The organism is Nocardia sp. NPDC059195 (assembly GCF_042754695.1).
Lineage (GTDB): Bacteria > Actinomycetota > Actinomycetes > Mycobacteriales > Mycobacteriaceae > Nocardia.
On record NZ_JBHZBG010000001.1, the window covers coordinates 362,414 to 378,082 of the forward strand.

Annotated in this window: 15 protein-coding genes; 7 read left to right on the top strand and 8 right to left on the bottom strand. The window is 67.2% G+C overall.

Going from position 1 to position 15,669, the window contains the following annotated elements; translation table 11 throughout:
• Nucleotides 1-17: 17 nt before the first annotated feature.
• From ACFXKN_RS01650 to ACFXKN_RS01665, 4 genes are all read right to left on the bottom strand, one after another.
• On the bottom strand, nt 18-1,016 hold the full coding sequence (locus tag ACFXKN_RS01650) for a diiron oxygenase (protein WP_378949147.1): 999 nt from the start codon (nt 1,014-1,016) through the stop codon (nt 18-20).
• Between the two features lie 120 nt (nt 1,017-1,136).
• Nucleotides 1,137-1,730, bottom strand: a complete 594-nt coding sequence (locus ACFXKN_RS01655; RefSeq protein ID WP_378949150.1) for a hypothetical protein — start codon at nt 1,728-1,730, stop codon at nt 1,137-1,139.
• An 83-nt stretch (nt 1,731-1,813) separates the two neighbouring features.
• The gene (locus ACFXKN_RS01660) at nt 1,814-2,554 is read right to left on the bottom strand and encodes a TetR/AcrR family transcriptional regulator (RefSeq protein ID WP_378949153.1); all 741 of its coding nucleotides are present in this window, start codon (nt 2,552-2,554) and stop codon (nt 1,814-1,816) included.
• 7 nt (nt 2,555-2,561) lie between these two features.
• Nucleotides 2,562-3,275 carry a MerR family transcriptional regulator gene (locus ACFXKN_RS01665; protein WP_378949156.1) on the bottom strand — a complete coding sequence of 238 codons (714 nt, stop codon included), beginning with the start codon at nt 3,273-3,275 and terminating at the stop codon, nt 2,562-2,564.
• Nucleotides 3,276-3,374: 99 nt separating this feature from the next.
• Here ACFXKN_RS01665 and ACFXKN_RS01670 point away from each other — a divergent pair, with 99 nt between their 5' ends.
• Nucleotides 3,375-5,102: a GMC oxidoreductase gene (locus ACFXKN_RS01670; protein ID WP_378949159.1), complete on the top strand. Its 1,728-nt coding sequence runs from the start codon at nt 3,375-3,377 to the stop codon at nt 5,100-5,102.
• Between the two features lie 125 nt (nt 5,103-5,227).
• Nucleotides 5,228-5,362, top strand: coding sequence for a hypothetical protein (locus ACFXKN_RS01675; RefSeq protein WP_378949162.1), 135 nt, complete (start codon nt 5,228-5,230; stop codon nt 5,360-5,362).
• A 55-nt stretch (nt 5,363-5,417) separates the two neighbouring features.
• On the opposite strand, the gene ACFXKN_RS01680 is transcribed toward ACFXKN_RS01675, so the two are convergent.
• From ACFXKN_RS01680 to ACFXKN_RS01690, 3 genes are all read right to left on the bottom strand, one after another.
• On the bottom strand, nt 5,418-6,299 hold the full coding sequence (locus ACFXKN_RS01680) for a DUF5995 family protein (RefSeq protein WP_378949166.1): 882 nt from the start codon (nt 6,297-6,299) through the stop codon (nt 5,418-5,420).
• A gap of 195 nt (nt 6,300-6,494) precedes the next feature.
• Complete coding sequence (locus ACFXKN_RS01685) at nt 6,495-7,793, bottom strand: hypothetical protein (protein ID WP_378949169.1); 1,299 nt, start codon at nt 7,791-7,793, stop codon at nt 6,495-6,497.
• A gap of 197 nt (nt 7,794-7,990) precedes the next feature.
• Nucleotides 7,991-8,920 carry an IclR family transcriptional regulator gene (locus ACFXKN_RS01690; RefSeq protein ID WP_378949172.1) on the bottom strand — a complete coding sequence of 310 codons (930 nt, stop codon included), beginning with the start codon at nt 8,918-8,920 and terminating at the stop codon, nt 7,991-7,993.
• An 86-nt stretch (nt 8,921-9,006) separates the two neighbouring features.
• Between ACFXKN_RS01690 and cysD the strand changes: the two genes are divergently transcribed.
• From cysD to ACFXKN_RS01715, 5 genes are read left to right on the top strand one after another with little or no spacing between them, the layout of a single operon-like run.
• Nucleotides 9,007-9,912 (top strand): sulfate adenylyltransferase subunit CysD, encoded by a 906-nt coding sequence (cysD, locus tag ACFXKN_RS01695; RefSeq protein ID WP_378949175.1) that lies wholly within the window; start codon nt 9,007-9,009, stop codon nt 9,910-9,912.
• A complete protein-coding gene (cysC, locus tag ACFXKN_RS01700) occupies nt 9,912-11,783 on the top strand; it encodes an adenylyl-sulfate kinase (RefSeq protein ID WP_378949178.1) in 1,872 nt (623 codons plus the stop codon). The genes cysD and cysC overlap by 1 nt, the downstream gene beginning before the upstream one ends.
• Complete coding sequence (locus ACFXKN_RS01705; RefSeq protein WP_378949181.1) at nt 11,780-12,997, top strand: hypothetical protein; 1,218 nt, start codon at nt 11,780-11,782, stop codon at nt 12,995-12,997. The genes cysC and ACFXKN_RS01705 overlap by 4 nt, the downstream gene beginning before the upstream one ends.
• On the top strand, nt 12,994-13,779 hold the full coding sequence (locus ACFXKN_RS01710) for an SDR family oxidoreductase (RefSeq protein WP_378949184.1): 786 nt from the start codon (nt 12,994-12,996) through the stop codon (nt 13,777-13,779). The genes ACFXKN_RS01705 and ACFXKN_RS01710 overlap by 4 nt, the downstream gene beginning before the upstream one ends.
• Nucleotides 13,780-13,792: 13 nt before the next feature.
• A complete protein-coding gene (locus ACFXKN_RS01715; RefSeq protein WP_378949187.1) occupies nt 13,793-14,926 on the top strand; it encodes a sulfotransferase family protein in 1,134 nt (377 codons plus the stop codon).
• Between the two features lie 172 nt (nt 14,927-15,098).
• On the opposite strand, the gene ACFXKN_RS01720 is transcribed toward ACFXKN_RS01715, so the two are convergent.
• Nucleotides 15,099-15,662, bottom strand: a complete 564-nt coding sequence (locus ACFXKN_RS01720; protein ID WP_378949191.1) for a TerD family protein — start codon at nt 15,660-15,662, stop codon at nt 15,099-15,101.
• Nucleotides 15,663-15,669 lie beyond the last annotated feature (7 nt).

Genomic DNA, 15,669 nt, shown 5'->3' on the forward strand with positions numbered 1-15,669 from the left:
TCGCCGCCGGGCCCAGTTCAGGCAACGCGGCGCGCGCTGCGTTCGGGCTCGCTGCGGTAGCGCGAGATCGGGCCGTCGATGCCGAACTTGCGCCACAGCCACTTGGCGGTCGGGTTCATCAGACCGAGGTCATCGGCCAGTTTGCGCATATCACCGAAGTAGCCCGACAGGATCCGCTGGGAATGTTCCGACTTCCAGAAGGCCTGCTCGATGACCTCGCGCGGAATATCGAACTCGCGCTCGAAGGAACGCGGCGGCGCCATGATCTCGCTCGCCAGCCAGCGCATCGCGATGGGGAACGCCACCGAGCAGACGCCTCGATTGAACTTGCCCATCTGCTCGAGATGCGCGGTGAGGAAGTCGCCGGCGAAGGAGATGTGGCGCGCTTCCTCGGCGATGTGAATCTCCATGGTGCGCAACACCAACGGCGGCATCGACGCGCCCTCGCGGATCACCGCCTTCTGGTAGTGATCGATCGGTTCCTCGCCGCCGAGGATGCCGATGAACAGGATCATGTGGGCGTAGCCGCCTGCGACGCCGATCAACGGCGAGAGAGCGCGGAACAGCGGCCGCATGCCGGGCACATCGACGTCGATGCGGTTCACCAGCTCCTGGAACATCTGGATGTGGTTGCACTCTTCGGTCATCTCGTGCAAGCAGTACCGGAACTCGGGCGAGCCGTTCGGCAACTTCATGATGTATTGCATCATTCCGCGAATCAGCACGCTCTCGAAGGCGGCACCGACCTTGATCGCGTTGGCTGTACGCCACTTGCCGATCTCGATCCGCCGGTCGAGCGGTTGGTCGCGATACCACTGCGTCGCGCCGAGCGGGTCGATCTGCGGCGAGAGAACCCACCGCACATCGTTCGGGTCAAGGGCGAGCTCCGGCGAATCCCAGTCGATATCGAGGTAGGGATCGAAATGACGGTCGACAGACCCCTGTGACAGGGTTGCCAGCGCCTCTCGGTACTCCTCGGTGATGGGTCCGCTACGGCTCGATTCGGTCAGCGTCATCGGTGCCTCCTCGGTTCATGTCCGGCGCGGACAGCCTTGTTAGCGCCGTCACACCGTTACCCAAGAATAACTGAGACCCTCAGTCCCACACAACCCTGGCTCGATAACGTTTTCCGCGTCCTATTCGACGAGCAGAACCACCATCTGGCGGGCGAGATCGACATCGCCGGGGCCGCCCAGCCAGATCAGTGGCCGCCGTTGATCGAGATGGTCCAGCGCTTCGGGCAGGGACACGTACACGCGGTCCGCACGGAGGACACACACCTGAGGTATGGCCTCGGAGACGGCGGGCCCACCATCGACATCGAGTGCCAGCGAGCCGGTAGAGGCGTCGCCTGCCACCGCGTCGCGCACCACCGCGTCACCGGGCTCGACCGAGTCCGAGCCGCTGTGGACGACCTGATGCCCCGGCGCACCAGCCCAGTGGTCCAACCACGCCGGGCCCGGCTCGACCGCGGCGAGGACCGTCTGCACACTCATGCCGTAGAGCACGTCGGCGACGGCGGCGGGCAGGCCCGCGATATCGACGGTGCGCACCAGTGAGCCGTGCTCGCGCAACCGTTCGACGAACCGCGCGAGTACTTCCGCCCGCTCGGTCGGATCCACCACCGCGTGCCTGCCGGTGGATCGACGCATGGGGACCCGGCGCTCGTCCTCGGGTAGGTCGAGCAGCCCGTCACGGACTCGGCGCAAGATCTCCTCGCGAGAATTCACTCGGGCACTCTCCTTCGTTGGCGACACCGTCGTCGCCGTTCACGCATTCCTCTCCCCACATACCGCGGGAACTCTTCAGATCGCTACCGTACCGACCGGTCCACATTGTCCGGGCACGGCACGACGAAGCCGAGCAGATGCAGTAGCTGGTCGATATTCAGGTCGAAGATCTCCGCGCGATCAGCGAAGGTGTCGCGGCCGTACATGTCGAAGACGTCGAAGTTCACGGCACCGAACAGCGTGGTCCAGGTGGTGAGGGCGGACACGATCATCCGGTCGGGGACGAGCAGACCGAACTGCTCGCGGATCGTCGCGAAATCGGCTGCCGTTCGCGGGCTGATCGTCGGCTCGGTAGTAGCGACGCTGAGCTGACCCCGGCGGTAGGCGCTGTCGACGATGCCGAGCAGGATCGCGATCACCCGCACGCCCGGCGCCTCAGTGTCGGCGGCGGGGGCGTCGTAGCCGGGGACGGGCGTGCCGAAAAGCAGGCCGTACCAGGCGGGCTCGGCCAGCGCCCATCCCCGCACGGTGTGCGCGGTGACCCGGAAACGGGTCGCGGGGTCGTCGGGCGCGTCCATCAGTGCCGCCTCGACGGCGTCGCCCAGTGCGTTGTAGCCGTCGACCACCAGCATGGTCAGCAGTTCGTCACGGCTGCGTACGTACCGGTACACCGCCGAGGACACGACACCCAGATCGCGCGCGACAGCGCGCAGCGACAATGCCGCGGCACCGTGGGTGGCCAGGTGCTCGCGGCCGATACGTTTGATGTCGGCGATCGTCTGCGCGCGGGCCAGTGCGCGCGGGCCCGGCCGGTCGGAACTCATCGTCCGATCATCGCGCACTCGCGGCGCGGGCCGGAGCACGGCGCCCGGCCGCGTCGTCGGCGGCCGCGGCGCGTTCGATCTCGGCGGCGAACGTGGCACCGCCGACCTCCCATGCCATCGCGAGCAATCGGTCGCGGAAACGGCTCAGGTCCACCCCGACCCCCTCACCGCCGTAACCCGTGCCCGCGGCGTCGCGGACCGTGTGCACCACCTCGTCGGCGAGCGCGGCGATCCGCGACTGGATCATCGTTCGCAGCGCCCCGCTGAGGGTGACGTCGATGCCGACGTCGTAGAGGACCAGCGCGGCCTTGAACATCGACCGGTCCGCAAGGAACCAGCGTTCGTCGCGGCGCGCGAGATATCCCGCCGCGACGAGTTCCGCGAGGACATCGGCGCCGCGGTCGCCCAGCATCGTCGCGAGTTCGGCGTCATCGATGAAGGACGAGCGTTCGGCGGCCTGGCTCGCGCGCGGATCGAACAGCGCGCGCCAGTCACCGGCCTGCGGTTCGGCGTCGAATACCTCGCGGATGGCGTCCAGGCGCAACCCCCGCGCCTGCATGGCGACGATGTCGCGCAGGCGGTCCAAGTGCTCGTCGGAGTAGACGACTTCCTTGCCCGCGCGGCCGGGTTTCGGCAGCACGCCGAGCGAGTGGTAGTAGCGGATGGTGCGCGACGCCACGCCGCTGACATCGGCGAGTTCCGCTCGGGTATATCGGGCCACCCGACCAGCATAGGTCGGACCGGAACCTACGTTGACAGCTCTGGCTGTCGCCATTAGCGTTACCCGCGTCACTGTCGACACCGATCGAGGAGCTCCCCCATGCCCGAGCGCACCACCGATTTCGACGTTCTGATCGTCGGCTCCGGCTTCGGCGGCAGCGTCACCGCGCTGCGGCTGGTGGAGAAGGGCTACAAGGTCGGTGTCATCGAAGCGGGCCGCCGCTTCGCCGACGACGAACTGCCCAAAACAAGCTGGGACCTGCGCAAATTCGTGTGGGCGCCCAAGCTCGGGTGCTACGGCATCCAGCGCATCCACCCGCTGCGCGACGTCCTGATCCTGGGCGGCGCCGGCGTCGGTGGTGGCTCGCTGAACTACGCCAACACCCTCTACGTGCCGCCGGAGCCGTTCTTCCAGGACCCGCAGTGGCGTGAGATCACCGACTGGCGCACCGAGTTGTCCCCGTATTACGAGCAAGCGAAAAAGATGCTCGGTGTCGTGACGAATCCCCACATGACCCCCGCCGACGAGATCTTCAAGTCCGTCGCCGAGGACATGGGTGTGGGCGACACGTTTGTGCAGACTCCCGTCGGCGTGTTCTTCGGTACGCCTGGTGAGACCGAAGCCGACCCCTACTTCGGTGGTGTCGGTCCCGAGCGCACCGGCTGTGTGGAATGTGGCGACTGCATGGTCGGCTGCAAGTTCGGTGCCAAGAACACCCTGGTGAAGAACTACCTCTACCTCGCCGAACAGGCAGGGGCGCAGGTCATTCCGATGACCACGGTGTCGGCGCTGCGACCGCTGCCCGACGGCACATGGGATGTGGCCACCGAGCGCACCGGCGCCTGGGTGCGCAAGGCGCCCAAGACCTTGACCGCCGAGCACGTCGTGCTCGCGGCGGGCACACTCGGCACGCAGAAGCTGCTGCACGCGATGCGCGATGACGGTGCGCTGCCGAATCTGTCGGACAAGCTCGGCCTGCTCACCCGCACGAACTCCGAGTCGATCGTCGGTGCCGCGACCAGAACGCTCGGCCCGGACCAGGACTTCACCAAGGGTGTCGCGATCACCTCCTCGATCCACCCCACCCCCGACACCCACGTCGAGCCGGTCCGCTACGGCAAGGGCTCCAACTCGATGGGCATGCTGCAAACTCTCATGGTGGACGGCGGCGGCCGGATACCACGATGGCTGCGGTTCCTCGGGCTGGTGCTGTCCAATCCGCTGACGTTCTTCCGCTTCATGAGCACGAAGAACTGGAGCGAGCGCACCATCATCTCCCTCGTCATGCAGCACCTGGACAACTCGATCACCACCTACACCAAGCGCGGGCTGTTCGGTGGCCGCAAGCTGACCTCCAAACAGGGCCACGGACAACCGAACCCGACCTGGATCCCGGCGGGCAACGATGTCACCCGGCGGGTCGCGGAGAAGATCGGCGGCGTCGCCGGCGGCACCTGGGGTGATGTGTTCAACGTGCCGATGACCGCGCACTTCCTCGGCGGCGCGGCGATCGGCGCCGACCGCGAACACGGCGTGATCGACGCCTACCACCGCGTGTACGGCTACCCGACGCTCAGCGTCGTCGACGGTGCCGCCGTGTCGGCCAACCTCGGTGTCAACCCGTCGCTCACCATCACCGCCCAAGCCGAGCGCGCGGCCGCCTACTGGCCCAACAACGGCGAGGTCGACACGCGCCCCGAACAGAGCGCCGGCTACACCAAGATCGCCCCGGTTCAGCCGAACCAGCCGGTCGTGCCCGCGAGCGCGCCCGCCGCCCTGATCCTGCCGATCATCGAGATCCGCAGCTCGGAGAAGACCGCGGGCTGATTCGACGAAACCCGGCCCCGGCCTTGCGGTTACCCACCGCAAGGCCGGGGCCGTTCCTGTTCCCGGCCACGTAGCATTGGTGCCGACGAGCGGCCAGCGGTCGTGGGCAATCCCTGGCTACGGCGGTGGTCACCGCCATCACGGTGCGCGCGCTGATCCGGAATCCGGTCTCCGCACCGACGTGGATCCACCGCGTTCTCGAGCTCGACGACATCTGCCATGACCCGCTCGCAGCCGACATCCGGTTCGACCGCTCCTGACAGTTCCGGCGAACGCTGTGCGACACCGTGTTTCGAATGGACGCCGCGGACGCGTTCAGAGTGCGTTGATTCGGGCCAGTGCTTCGAAAGCCAGGTCCCCTGCCTGCCACAACGCCGTGATCTCCGTGCGGATCGCCGGAGCGAGGACGGGGTCTTGCAAGGCGAGGCCGTTGGTGAAGATCACCGTGTTCGCGCCGAGGTCGGCGGCGATCAGCAACTGTTCGGTGGCGACTCCCGCGCCGAACAACTGGTCGAGTCCCTCGCCGACGAAGTAGAACCGCCACAGCGGTCCGAGGTCGGCACCGTAGGTGGCTTTGGTGCGGTCGATGATCACGTCACCGACCGAGGCGATTCCCGCCACGATCTTGAAGTAGTCCGGCGCGTTCTCGGGCTTGCTGCCGACTGCCGCCACCGAATAGGTCAGGTCGACGGTCAGGTGCGCGTTGTATCCGGCCATCGCCGTGCGAGCGCGCGACGCCCCACAGTCGCGGGCCAGCGCGAAGTAGTGCGCCCACTGGGGTTCCGCGATACCACCGGTGAATTCGGCGTGCAGATTGTCAAGGAACCGGCGCAGCAGTTCGAGGCTGATCGCGTGCGCGTACTCGCGGTTCGCGAATGCCGCCGGATCGCGCTGCATCGGCATCACCGCGGCGTATTCGACGCCGTCGAGCCCGATCGCGAACAGCCCGCGCAGGTCCCGATGCTCGACGAGGATCTCGGTGATCCGATGATGGCGGGCCACCGCGTCCTCGAGCCGGTCCAGACTGCCCGCACCGGAGATCGCCGACGTGTCCGACAACCGCGCGATCTCGGCGATGTCGGCCTGCGACAGCATCGACCCGCACGCGGTGTCCTGAACCGCGCCGGCGGCCGGGCCTACGGGCAAGGCCAGCGTCACGACCGCGACACAGGCTGCAATTCCACTCGATACGCGCACCGGCCGATTCCACCACCTCATCGAGTGATCCGCGCTTCGACGCGCGTGCCGACGCGCCCGATGGGCGTGTCGGCAGGACCTGTCGCGGGTTCGACAACCTGGCACGGTGACCGCGGCGGCGGCAGTCGTCACCATGGTCACCGGAACCGAGCCCGTTCACCCGCGTAGACCACGAGTGCCAAGGTGCCGACGCCATTAGACCAGGCGCAAGCTCTCGATCATCTCCTTCGCCTGATCGGCGGTGAGTTCGCCGGTGGTGCCGCGATCGACGAGGATGGTCAGTACGAGGGTGGTGCCGGCGGCGTTGCGGAATCCGAAGGTGTACACGGAGTAGGCGTTCGCCGTGCACCCCGGGATCTGCGGAGTCCACGCGCCCGAGGTCTCCACGAAGTGGCCGCTGACTCCGCTCTGGGTCTTCAGCGAAGTAGGCGTGCTGATCTTTCCGCCGGTCGGGTCCGAATACCCGCCTGCCGCGGAAATTTTCGCGACGCTCCCGGCCGCCGCGGCGGGGTCGGTTTCAGTGGACGAGGTGACTGCGGCCATGGCTCGGTAGACCGAGCCAGGGCAGTAGTCGGCGCCCTCGGTGGCCTGGCCCCGACCGTCCACCGAGCCGGCCGCGTTGGTGAACGACATCGGGTCGGAGTCGGAGTGGATGGTCCAGGCCGACGGCACGTCGTAGGCGACGCGATAGGCCGGGATCAGCACGCCTTTCGAGCCAGGAGCCAGAGGCGCCGTACTCGTGCCCGACAGTGGCCCCGCCTTGGTGGTGGTTGTCGAGCCCGCCGCCACCGAGGACGCGTCGGAGGAGCGGGCGGCGATCGCGACCGCGACCGCTACCCCGATCGCCAGCACCACGATTACGGCCACCACCGCGATGATCACGCCCGAGCCACCACGACGCGGCGTAGGCGAATACTGTTGTGGCGCAGGAGCGTAGCCGTAGGGCTGCTGCCCGTACCCCGGCTGCTGGGCGAACGGCTGCTGGCCCGGTCCGAACTGCTGCCCGTACGGTTGTTGGCCTGTCAGCGGCTGGGAGGCATACGGCTGCCCGCTACCGGGTTGCGGCCCATACGGATCTTGACCCATCCCGGATTGTTGCCCATAGGGTTGCTGCCCGGTCCACGGCTGCCCGACCACTGCCGGTGGCGCATACGGATGCTGGCCGCTGCCGGGTTGTCCCGTTCCGGGCTGCTGCCACTGCGGCTGCGGTCCGGTCCCGGGTTGCTGTCCGTACGACTGCTCGCCGGTACCGGGTTGCCCGAAAGACTGCCCGAACACCGTGGGTGGCGCGACCGGATGTTGTCCACTACCAAGCTGATTCACCCCCGGGTCAGCAGACGGTTGCGGGCCGTCTTGCGGTCGGGCGGCCGACTGCTCGGCCGGGTTGCTGGGCGACCGCAGGATGGTGGGATCGGCGGGAGGTTGTGCGGCGGGGTCAGGGGCGGGGCCCGACATTCCGGGCGCCTCCCACCACCGATCACTGTCATTTGCCACGTCGGGAGTCCTTCCTCGCCATCCGCCCACGACCGTCGAGCGGGTCGTATCCGGACAGAGCCACCCGCTCAGCGTAATGGCGAAACACCGTTTCCGAGTAGTCGAAACCGCGGCCGACACCGGTCCGGCGAGGTCGGCGCCGCGATCGTCACCGCATTGGACGCGATGTCGTTGCGTGCGTGGGCGAACCGCCTGACCTACGTCCCCGGAACGCCTGCGGCGATTCTGTCCGCGGTCGCGACCGTCGTCGTGCCGAGCTCGCTCAGTGCCTGCGCCGACAGCTGCGTATCGGGGCAGCTGACGACTGCGGCCACCACCGCACCGTTGCGATCACGGATCGGTGCGGCGAGGGTAACCACCGCGTTGTCGGGGCCGAGCTCGTCGGGCAGGTAGTCGATGGTGATCAATTCGGTGATGACCGAACCGAGCTGCGCGCGCAAGGCGGCGGTGATCGGTGAATCACGCAGGCCTGCCAGCACTTCCAGCATCGGCGTCGAGTCGTCGACCAGGCGTTCCACGGAGTAGCCCCGGGTGCGGATCTCGGCCAATACGCGGGCGAGGCGCTCACGGTGGGCCGGGTCGGCGGTGGCAAGCCACGCCTGCATGACGGGTTCCGTTGCCCAGGCGACGAATTCCCGACAGACGGGGGGTGCGAGCGGGAGCCGGCGACCGGGGCGGATCCAGCCCGCCGACGGATGACCGACGACTTCGGTGACCACGATGCTGCCCCCGGCGCGTTCGGCGAGGAATACCGGCACGTCGGCCTGTTCGGACAGCGCTCGCAAATGCGGAATCGCGGTGCGGCGCAGCGGAAATGCCGTTTCGGCGCGCCTGGCCACTGCCAGCAGCCGCAAGCCGATGCCGTAGCACCCGTCGTCGTCGCGCACCGTCCAGCCATCGGCGGTGAGCTGGGTGAGCACGGCGTGCGCGGTGGCGCGGGACAGCCCCGCTTCCCGCACGATGCGGGCCAGCGACAGACGTTCGGTGGGGTGCCGTGACAGCAGCTCCAGCACCTTCACCACGCGCTGCGTCGGCGGCGACGCGGCGCCGGGAATCTCGGCATCGCCCATCGAATCCGGGGTCACCTCTTGACCGGCGCCCTCGGCCCGGCTTATCGTCGGTGTCACAATACCGAACAATAGCGTCGAATATTCGACATCGCAAGCCGTCGGGGAAAGTTTCCGGCGAAATGCTCGAACGAAGTGGGTGAACAGTGCAGGCGGGGTACGAGTTATCGCATCTGGCGGCCTTGGAGGCCGAGTCGGTGCACATCTTCCGGGAGGTCGCGGCCACTCTCGCGCGACCGGCCCTGCTCTTCTCCGGCGGCAAGGATTCCGCCGTGTTGCTGCACCTGGCACGACGCGCGTTCTGGCCCGCGCCGTTGCCGTTTCCGCTGCTGCATGTGGACACCGGTCACAATTTCGACGAGGTGATCGAGTTCCGCGACCGCACCGCAGCGCACACCGGAGCGCGCCTCGAGATCGCCCGAGTCCAGGACGATATCGACGCGGGCCGCGCCGTAGAACGCCCCGGCGGCACCCGCAATCCGTTGCAGACCACCACCTTGCTGCGCGCGATCGGTGAACACCGATTCGATGCGGCGTTCGGCGGCGCGCGCCGGGACGAGGAGAAGGCCCGCGCCAAGGAGCGAGTGTTCAGCTTCCGCAACAGTTTCGGCGAATGGGACCCGCGCGCACAGCGGCCCGAGGTGTGGAACCTCTACAACGGCCGCCATCAGCCCGGCGAACACATCCGGGTGTTCCCGCTGTCGAACTGGACCGAGCTCGACATCTGGGAGTACATCGATCGCGAGGCCGTCGAGCTGCCGTCGCTGTACTACGCGCACCGGCGGCGAGTCATCGAGCGTGACGGAATGCTGCTGTCGGCAACACGATTCATCACCCCTGCTCCCGGCGAACGCACCTTCGAAGCCACCGTCCGTTTCCGCACGGTCGGCGACGCCACCTGCACCGGCTGCGTCGAGAGCACCGCCGACACAGCGGCGAAGGTGATCGCCGAGACCGCCGCCACCCGGCTCACCGAGCGCGGCGCCACCCGGGCCGACGACCGGATCTCCGAGACCGGCATGGAAGACCGCAAGCGAGAGGGCTATTTCTGATGCGCCGCAACCTATTGCGACTGGCGACCGCGGGCAGCGTCGACGACGGCAAGTCCACCCTCATCGGCCGGCTGCTCTACGACTCCAAGTCCCTGTTCGACGATCAGCTCGCCGCGATCGAACGAGTCAGCACCGAACGTGGCGGCGCCGCGGCGGATCTCGCGCTGGTCACCGATGGTCTGCGTGCCGAACGCGAGCAGGGCATCACCATCGACGTCGCCTACCGCTACGTGACCACGCCACGACGCAAATTCGTCATCGCCGATACCCCGGGGCACGTCCAGTACACCCGCAATATGGTGACCGGAGCGTCCACCGCGGACCTCGCGCTGATCCTGGTCGACGCGCGCACCGGCGTGTCCGAGCAGACCCGCAGGCACGCGTTCCTCGCGACGCTGCTCGGCGTGCCGCACCTGGTGGTGTGCGTGAACAAGATGGACCTGGTCGACTGGTCGCAGGAGCGTTTCGAGGAGATCCGCACCGAATTCGCCGCGTTCGCCGCCAAACTGACGGTGGGCGATCTGAGCTTCGTGCCCGTTTCGGCGCTGCTCGGCGACAACGTCGTCGACGGCTCCGAGCACATGGACTGGTATCCGGGGCCGCCGTTGCTGCGCCACCTCGAGGACGTGCACATCGCCTCGGACCGCAACCTCATCGATGCCCGGCTGCCGATCCAGTACGTCATCCGGGCCCAGGAGGGACTCGACCACCGCAGTTACGCGGGCACCATCGCGGGCGGGATCTTCAAGCCCGGCGACGAAGTGGTGGTTCTGCCCGCCGGTAAGTCGACCCATGTCCGGCAGATCTGGGGGCCGGGCGGCAGCAAGGTCGACGAGGCGTTCACCGGAATGGCTGTGTCGGTCACGCTCGACGACGACATCGACGTCGGGCGCGGCGATCTGCTCGCCCGGCCGGGCAACCGTCCGCATATCGGCACCGAGTTGGATGCGATGGTGTGTTGGTTCTCGGAGAGTGCTGCGTTGCGCGAGGGTGCCCAGTACTTGGTGCGCACCGCCGCGCAGACCTCGTCCGCGCAGGTCACGGCCATCGACTACCGCCTCGACGTGAACACCCTGCACCGGATCGAGGACGTCACCACACTGTCGCTCAACGACATCGCGCGCATCCGGTTGCGCAGCCGTCAGCCGCTGCTGTCGGATCCGTATCGGGAGAATCGGCGCACGGGCAGCTTCATCCTGATCGATCCGGTGACCGATCAAACGGTCGCGGCGGGAATGGTGACCGGCCGGGAATCCGGGACAGATTCCGTGACCGGTGACAGTGAACACGCGGCCCCTGTGGTCTGGCATCGGTCTGCGGTGAGTCGCGCCGAACGCGGGCATGCGGGCGCGACGGTCTGGTTGACCGGCCTGTCCGGGTCGGGGAAGTCCACGCTGGCCGTCGAACTGGAGCGGCAGTTGGTCGCGGCCGGACGTCCCGCCTACCTGCTCGACGGCGACAACCTGCGGCACGGTCTCAACGCGGGCCTCGGCTTCTCCCCCGCCGACCGGGACGAGAATGTGCGCCGGGTCGCCGAAGTCGCCGCGCTGTTCGCCGATTCGGGTGCGGTGGCGATCGTGTCGGTGATCAGCCCGTTCGCCGCGCAGCGCACCGACGCCCGAACCGCCCATACCGACCGTGAGCTGCCGTTCCACGAAGTCTTCGTCGACACCCCGCTCTCGGTCTGCGAGCGCCGAGACCCCAAGGGCCTCTATGCGAAGGCCCGCGCGGGCGAGCTGCCCGGCTTCACCGGGATCGACTCCCCCTATGAACGGCCCGAGCACGCCGACCTCGTCATCACTCCCGATCTCGGCTCACCCGCCGAGATCGCCGCCCATATCCTCCGAGAGCTAGGAATCGCAGACCGTTGACCCATTCCAGTACCGCCACCGAATCCGGTAGCAGCGCGCCACCGGAACCGCTCACCGCGCCGTTCCTCGCCGCGGTGGCCCAGGCCGAAGAACTCATCGCCGGAGCGGAATTCGTCCGCAGCGATCAGGACCTCGCCGAGGGTTACGACTATCTCGCCGCCAGTGTCGCCGCGTGCCTGCGGCTTTCTGGCGCGCATGGCACCTCGCATCCCTACTTCGTATCCTCGACGGGTCCGTACGCCAAAATGGGGCTGGACAACCCCGACACCCTCTACTACCACGCCAATATCGAGCCGACCGCCGAGTATGTGGTGAGCGGGGTGCGCGGCAGCACCGTCGACCTGAGTTTCCAGGTACTCAAAGGTGACTACACCGCGACCGATGTGCCCGGCGGAGCCGACGCGTTCGATGACCGGCGCATTCCGATCGCCGCCGACGGCAGCTTCTCCCTTCGCTTCGGTCCCGCCAAACCAGACGCGGGCCCGGACTACTTCCCGCTCGGGGAAGGCGCGTCCATGCTGGCCGTGCGTGAGGTCTACAGCGACTGGTCCGAGCGCAAGGGCTCGATCCGGATCGAGCGGGTCGACACCATCGGCACCGCACCCGTCGAACCGGATCTCGCGCGGATTCGCAAACGGTACGGCGCGGCGGCGAAAATGCTGCTCACCCGGGTGCACACCTGGTTCAACTTCCCGAAGTGGTTCTATCTCGATCTGCCGGTGAACACCCTCACCGCACCCCGGCTCACCCCCGGTGGGCTGAGCACCCAGTACTCCTCGGTCGGGCATTTCGATCTCGCCGACGATCAGGCACTGGTGATCACCGTCCCGAAATCCGATGCGCCGTACCAGGGTTTCCAGCTGGGCAGCCTCTGGTACATCTCGCTGGACTACGTCAACCACCAGACCAGCCTCAATCATGCTCAGGCCCAGGTGGATTCGGATGGTCTGATCCGGATGGTGGTGAGCAAGCAGGATCCGGGCATCGCGAACTGGATCGAAACGACCGGCCGGACCCGCGGCATCCTGCAGTTCCGGTGGCAGCGCACCGATCGGCCGATGACCGAGGCAGACGGGCCGACCGTCTCCGTGGTGCCGATCGAAGAGGTCGCGCAACACCTTCCGTACTTCGAGAACAACCGGATCGACGCCGCGGGATGGCGTGACCGGATCAGCGCCCGGCAGCGGGCATTCGCCGAAAGGATGCTCGGATGAGCGGGGCACTGTTGGACGGGAAAGTCGTCGTCGTCTCCGGGGTCGGCCCCGGGCTCGGGCGGTCGATCTGTCTGGAAGCGGCCACGGCGGGCGCGACGGTCGTGCTCGCGGCGCGCACCGAATCCCGATTGCACGAGGTAGCCGCCGAGATCGAGGCCGCAGGCGGTGCCACGCTCAGCGTGCCCACCGATATCACCGACGAGGCAGCGGTACAGAATCTCGTGACGCGCACGGTCGAAACTTTCGGCCGGGTCGACGCACTCGTGAACAATGCGTTCTCGGTGCCGTCGATGAAGCCACTCGACCGCACCGATTTCGACCACATCCGGTCGAGCCTCGATATGACGGTGCTCGGCGGCCTGCGGATGACGCAGGCGTTCGCGCCCGCTCTCGCCGAGGCCAAAGGTGCTGTGGTGATGATCAATTCGATGGTCGTGCGCCATTCCGAGCCCCGGTACGGCAGTTACAAACTCACCAAGGCCGCGCTGCTGGCCATGTCGCAGACCTTGGCCACCGAACTCGGTGGCAAGGGTGTGCGGGTCAACAGCGTGCTGCCCGGCTATATCTGGACCGATCAGCTGAAGTGGTATTTCGGTCAGGTCGCCGAGAAGTACGGCATCACCGTGGAGCAGGTCTACGAGCAGACCGCGTCGAAATCCGATCTGAAGCGGCTGCCAGAGCCCGACGAGATCGCCCGTGCCGTGGTGTTTCTCGCCTCCGACTGGTCGTCGGCGATCACCGGCCAGACCCTCGACGTCAACTGCGGCGAATACCACAACTAGGAGCTTGTAGAAGATGACTGTGCGCACCGATGTCGGCACCGTGGCCGACCTGCACGCCTCGGCCACCAAACTCACCGGTCTCACCGATTTCGGGACCGACGACTACACCGAGGCGATGCAGGTTCTGCTCGACTCGTATCGCGACGAGGCCGGGCTCACCGAGCTCGGCTCCAAGATGTCGCGGTTCTTCCTGCGCGGTGCACTGGTTGCCCGTGCGCTGAGTGAAGCCGCGTGGGCGGCCAATCCCGGCTACGTCGAAACACCGGTCACCCAGCCGATTTTCGTCACCGGGCTGCCCCGGACCGGTACCACCGCACTGCACCGGCTGCTGGCCGCCGATCCGGCCAACCAGGGGCTGGAGATGTGGCTGACCGATTTCCCGCAGCCGCGACCACCGCGCGAGAGCTGGGCCGGCAATCCCGCCTACGCGCAGATCGACGCGGGTCTGCGACAGCATCAGGTCCAGAACCCCGAATTCATGGGCCTGCACTACATGAGCGCCTCCGACGTGGAGGAATGCTGGCAGTTGCTGCGCCAATCGGGCATGTCGCACTCCTACGGATGCCTCGCCTATATCCCGGGCTACACGCAATGGCTAGCCGGTCAAGACTGGACGCCCGCCTACGCACGGCACCGCCGCAACCTGCAGCTGATCGGCATGAACGACACCCGCCGCTGGGTCCTCAAGAACCCCAGCCACCTGTTCTGCCTCGATGCCCTACTGGCGACCTACCCCGACGCCATCGTCATCCAAACCCACCGCGACCCCGCCACCATCATCCCGTCGGTCTGCAGCCTCAACGAACACGCCACCCGCGGCTGGTCAACCACCTTCACCGGCGAAACCATCGGCCGCACCCAACTCGACCTGTGGTCGCGCGGCCTCCACGAATTCACCGCCGCCCGCGCCCGACACCCCGAAGCCACCTTCATCGACATCGACTTCGAAGATCTCCGCACTGACCCCCTTGGCGTCGTCGACAGTGTGTACGCCCGTACCGGTGCCACCCTCACACCTGAAGCTCGAACCGCCATCACCGCCCTCGACAACGAAAGCCGCACCGGCGCACGCAAACCCACCCACCACTATTCCCTCGCCGACTACGGCCTCACCGAGAACATGGTCGCCGAAAGCTTCGGCAGCTGATCTCGAACGGTCAGGCTACCGACGCTCGCGGGCATCCCCGACCGGATGCCCGCGAGCGATGCGATGTCGTGCTTGTCAGCGAGGCCGACATCGACCGCGGCCGCCACCTCGTGCGGCGTCATTCGTCGACGTCGACCCCGTACCGCCTGGCCAGTTCGGCGAGATCGGTCTCCTAGCCCTGGCCAACCGCGCGCAGCCGCCAATCTTCACCGCGCAGAGACAGCTCCGCGAGCAGCAGGGTGCGCTCCACGGTTGCGGCATCGAGCGTGGAACGTATCGCGGTGCTCGATTCCGTGCCTGCGGCGAAGTCCAGCTCGATGGCGCCGACGTCGCCGAAGGTGAGACCGGCACCGTCGAGCGAAGCGGCGAGGACGACGCGAGTGCAGTGCTCGGGCAGGTCATCGAGGATCAGGGTGATCGACTGCTCGTTCGGCCCATCCTCGGAAAGCTTGGCGCCCTGCGATTCTGGCTGGTTGTAGAACAGGAAGTCGTCGGAGTCGTCGACTCGCTCATCGCTGCCGAGCAGGAACGCGACGAGATCCACGGTCGGCGCACTGAGCTGGCTCCACGTTGCCCGCAGAGTCCACGTATTGCCGCCCCCGGCGATCGGCACGTCGATCACCTGACCTCGCGACAACACCGTCGGCTCCGCGGGCCGGATTTCAGCACGACCAGGCGCGGTCGATGCCGCATGGGCATTGTTGGTGACCAGCACACTGGTCCGGTTGCTCACCATGCTCGTG